The following is a 4,455-nucleotide window of genomic DNA, read 5'->3' on the forward strand; positions in this document are numbered from 1 at the left end:
GCCGCCTCGCGCTCCGGGGCCAGCGCCGCGCGGACGAGGTGGTCGGCGTACCGCTCGATCTCGCCCACCGGCGGGGCGTCGAAGCGGCCGCCGCGCAGCCGTTCCAGGGCCGCCAGGTCCGCCTGGAAGCGGTCGGCCCGGGGCGGTCGGGCGGCGCGGCCGGGGGCGTCGGCGGCGAAGGCGGACTCGGGTGCGCCGAGCAGCGTGAGCATCCGCTCGATCCCGATCTCCGACTGCTCGGCCAGCGTGCGGACGGGCTCCTCGACGTGGGTCCGGAACCGCTCGTCGGCCCGCTGGTACGCCCCGGCGATCTGGCGCGCCAGCGTGCCGAGCCGCAGGCCGACGGCGTCCCGGCCGAGGGCCGCGCCGAGCAGCCCCTCCAGCGCGGGCAGGTTGGACCAGTCGAGCAGGACGGCGGTGGAGCCGGCCTCGGCCCGGTGCTTCAGCAGGGTCGCGCCGTCGGTCCCCTGGTACGGCAGGGTGGCCCGGGCGTACACCGCCCGCTTCGTGTGCAGGGCGACCACGGGCACGTCGTACAGGCCGATCCTGGCCAGTTCGTCGCGGATGTTCTGGGCGTGCTCGGCGACGGCCCGGGAGAGGGTGCGGCGGGGCGCGCCGACGGGGACCCTGGTGGGAAAGCGCCAGGCCGGGTTGCGGTTGTTCAGGACGGCGACCACGGGCTTGCCGTAGGCGGCGATCCAGTCGGCCACCTTGGCGAACTCGGCGGCCTGCTGGCTCTGGCTGTCGAAGCACAGGAGCACGACGTCGGCGGCCACCAGCGCCTCGCGGGCGCGTTCCTCCAGGTCCGCGCGGTCCATCGTCCGGCCCCAGCCGGCGATGCCCGGGGTGTCGACGACCCGGCAGCCGCGCCACTGTCCCTCGCTCACCTCCGTGGTCCAGTCGGATTCGCCGAACGGCGAGATCGACCCGCCGGTGCCCTGGATCAGCGCCTCGCGCAGGCTGCTCTTCCCGGCGCCGGTGCGGCCGAACAGGACCACGTTGAAGGTGTCCAGGCCGTCCAGCCGGCCGGCCGTCAGCTCCGCCAGTTCGTCGACGGTTCCGCGCATGAGTGCGGCGGCGAGCGGGAGCAGCCCACCGTCGCCCGGCGCGTCACCGGTGCCCAGGGCCGCCGCCTCGGCCGACAGCGCCGCGCTGAGCCCGTCCACCTCGCGCCGCAGCCCCTCGGCCACCGGCCGGCTGCGCTCGACCGCCGCCGCGATGGCCCGTTCCAGGTCCTCCGGGCCCGCCGGAGGACCCGCCGTGTCAACCCCCACCAGAGCCTCCCCATGCTCTGCCGTGCCCAAAGCCGCCGCACCGCCGCCGCACCGCCGCGCTGGCGGCCGGAATGGGGTGTGCGCAGCCATGGTGGCAGAAAATCGCCCTATAGGCTGCTCATATCACTTGCCTGGTACGGCAGTTCGCCACCCACGTGAGCGCGGCCACCAGGGCGGCCACGGTCACCGCGGTGAAGACGAAGGCGATGACGGCACCCGACCCCTTGAATCAACACCTTGTCACCCTGGAGGGGTATGCCTGAAGTTCAGCCCGGGCACCCTTGACCGGTCGAATCCTTGCAGTAGTCTCGCCACCCGAACGCCGGGGAATCGGTTTCCCCACTGTTCCACCACGCGTTCCCGCGCACGATCCGGATCTATGGCTGGAGTTCAAGGCGATGACGGCGGCAACCGGGATCAACGCTCGCTTTGCTTACCGTGTCTACCACGCGCTGCTCCGCACCGAGGACGGCCGCTCGGATCCGGCGGAGGTCGCGCGCGGGCTCGGCGCCCGCTCCGACGACGTCCGGGAGGCCGTGGACTGGCTGGCCGGACAGGGACTGCTCGACCGGGATCCGGACACGCCCGTCGACCCGCCGCAGCGGGTGCTCAGACGGCTGGTCGCCGACCAGCAGGAGCGGCTGGCCGAGTTCACCCGCGCGCAGGACCTCATCTCCGACCTGACCGACGGTCTGCTGGCCCCGCCCGCCTCCGCCGGGGACGGCCCGGCCGTCGAGGTGGTCGAGTCGCGCGAGCAGCTGCGCCGCCGGCTCGGGGAGCTGCACGCCGCCAGCCGCTCGGAGGTGGCTGTGATGCTGCCGAGCGCGGCGGAGCGGGAGCCGCTGCAGCCGGGCATCCGCGAGGACGTGGAACTGCTGCGCCGGGGCGTCCACTACCGGCTGGTGGCGCCCGCCTCGGCGCTCGCCAGTCCGGCCGTCGTCGAGTACGTCGACGCGCTCCAGGAGGCGGGCGCCGAGGTCCGCACCGCGGAGTCGCTGCCGCTGCGGCTGGTCATCGTCGACCAGGAGAAGGTGGTCACCCGTTCGCAGCTGGAGGGGCCGCGTCGCACGGTGGTGATCGACGGCGGACTGCTGGCGCAGCTGTTCACCCGGGTGTTCGAGCACAGCTGGTCCACGGCCACGCCGTACACCCGGCGGCGCCGGGGCGGCGGCGCGGCGCCGGCGCTCTCCGACACCCACCGGCTGGTGCTGCGCATGATGGCCGTGGGGGCGACCGACAAGGCGATCGCCCGTCACCTCGGCTACTCGGACCGGACGGTGCGGCGCTTCGTCGCCGAGATCCTGCGGGTGCTGGAGACGGACAACCGGCTGACCGCGATGGTGCGGGCCACCCGGCTCGGCCTGCTGGAGCACGAGCCGCAGCGGTCGCCTCGGGTGGCCACGCCCTGACCTCGACGCGGCCGGCCGAGGGCATCGGGTTCGCCGCCACGATCCCCCCGGAGCGACGCGACCGGGCGGCCGATCCGCAGGCGGCTCGGGCGGCTCGGGCGTCGTCCCCGCCTCCCTGGTCCTCTGGCTCCGCGAACCGCCAGAGTGATCATCCGATCAGGCAGGCCTCAACCCGACGACCTCAGCCCGATGACCGAGCCCGACGACCTCAGCCGGACGGCCACGGCCAGGTCGGCCTCACAGGTGTCGATCGCCCATTCGCGGTGGCTCCGCGGGGGCTGTTCCCGCAGTATCGCGAGGGCCTCGCGGAAGTAGCCGGCGGCGGCCTCGTACCGCTCGGTGAGCAGGCTCTGGTTGCCCAGGTTGCCGAGCACCTGGGCTTCGCCCGCCCGGTCGCCGACCGAGGCCAGCAGCGCACGGGCCGTGCGGAGTTCGGCGAGGGCGGCGTCGTGCCGGCCTCGCGCGCCCAGGGCGGTGGCCAGGTCGTTGCGGGCACAACCCTCGCCGCCGCGGTCGCCGATCCGGCGGGCCGCCTCGACCGCCGACCGGTCCGCCTCCATCCAGTCCGCCAGGTTCGGGCCGGCCTGGAAGTGGCCCCAGAGCGCCACGGGCAGCCGCCAGGCGTGGCCGTCGAGGCCGTGCTCGGCGGCGTACCGGACGGTCTCCAGCAGACGGGAGTGCTCGCTCTCGCACCACCGCCGCGCCTCGGCCGGTGTGGTGAACCCCGGCGGCTCGTACCAGGGGCCCACGGCGGGGAGCGGCAGGCGCCGGCGCTGCGGGGTGAGCAGGCGGGCCGCCGCCTCCGCGTGGTGCAGGTACCAGGAGCAGAGCCGCTCCCGGGCGGCGGCCCGGTCGGCGGGGCCGGTTTCGGCGGTGGCGCGGTCGGCGGCGTAGCAGCGCAGCAGGTCGTGCAGGCGGTAGCGGTCCGGGCCGGCGGGGCTGAGCAGATGGGCGGCGGCGAGCTGTTCGAGCACCGGCCTGGTCGCGGCGGGGGCCGAGCCGGAGAGCGCGGCGGCCGCGGCCGTGCCGATCTGGCCGCCGGGGGCCAGACCGAGGAGCCGGAAGAGCCGCCGGGCGGCGGGGCGCAGCGCGCGGTAGGAGAGGTCGAAGGCGACCCGGACGGCGCAGGTGGCGTCGCCGTCGATCTGGAGCACGGTGAGCCGGTCCTCCGCGTCGCGCAGTTCGGCGGCGTGTTCCCCCAGCGTGCGGTGGGGCCGTTCCGCGAGGCGGCCCGCGGCGATGCCGAGGGCGAGCGGCAGGTGACCGCAGGCGGCGGCGAGTTCGGCGGCGGCGCGGGGTTCGGCGCGGGTGCGGTCGGCGCCGGCGATCCGGGCGAGCAGTTCGACGGCCTCGGGCTGAGGGAGGACGTCGAGCACCAGCCGCCGGGCGCCGTCGCAGGCGGTGAGCCCGGCCAGCCCGTCCCGACTGGTCACCAGGGCCAGCGAGCCCGCCGAACCGGGCAGCAGCGGGCGGACCTGCTCGGCGTCGCGGGCGTTGTCGAGCAGTACCAGTACCCTGCGGTCGGCGAGCAGCGACCGGTACAGGGCGGCGCTCTCGTCGATGCTGCCGGGTATCCGCTCGCGGTCGGTGCCGAGGGCCCGCAGGAAGCAGGCCAGCGCCTCGTACGGGTCCAGCGGCGGGCCGACGGCGTACCCGCGCAGGTTGAGGTGGAGCTGGCCGTCGGGGAATCGCTCGCGGACCCGGTGCGCCCAGTGCACGGCGAGGGCGGTCTTGCCCGTCCCGGCGCCGCCGGTCACCACGCCGACGCCGGC

Annotated in this window: 3 protein-coding genes; 1 reads left to right on the plus strand and 2 read right to left on the minus strand. The window is 75.5% G+C overall.

Annotated elements, in window-relative coordinates; translation table 11 throughout:
- The coding region (locus tag ABD308_RS38210) for a GTPase (protein ID WP_344345525.1) at nt 1-1,274 on the minus strand (1,274 nt) is incomplete at its 3' end.
- 398 nt (nt 1,275-1,672) lie between these two features.
- On the opposite strand from ABD308_RS38210, the gene ABD308_RS38215 reads away from it, so the two are divergent.
- Complete coding sequence (locus ABD308_RS38215; RefSeq protein ID WP_344345529.1) at nt 1,673-2,683, plus strand: LuxR C-terminal-related transcriptional regulator; 1,011 nt, start codon at nt 1,673-1,675, stop codon at nt 2,681-2,683.
- A 167-nt stretch (nt 2,684-2,850) separates the two neighbouring features.
- Here the strand turns inward: ABD308_RS38215 and ABD308_RS38220 are convergent.
- Nucleotides 2,851-4,455: tetratricopeptide repeat protein (locus tag ABD308_RS38220; protein WP_344345531.1), on the minus strand; the 1,605-nt coding region annotated here is incomplete at its 5' end.

The sequence above is a fragment of the Kitasatospora putterlickiae genome (assembly GCF_039527695.1).
GTDB lineage: Bacteria > Actinomycetota > Actinomycetes > Streptomycetales > Streptomycetaceae > Kitasatospora > Kitasatospora putterlickiae.

Coding starts and splice junctions, on each gene's coding strand:
- ABD308_RS38215 (WP_344345529.1), top strand. CDS start 1,673: ATGACGGCGGCAACCGGGATCAACGCTCGCTTTGCTTACCGTGTCTAC.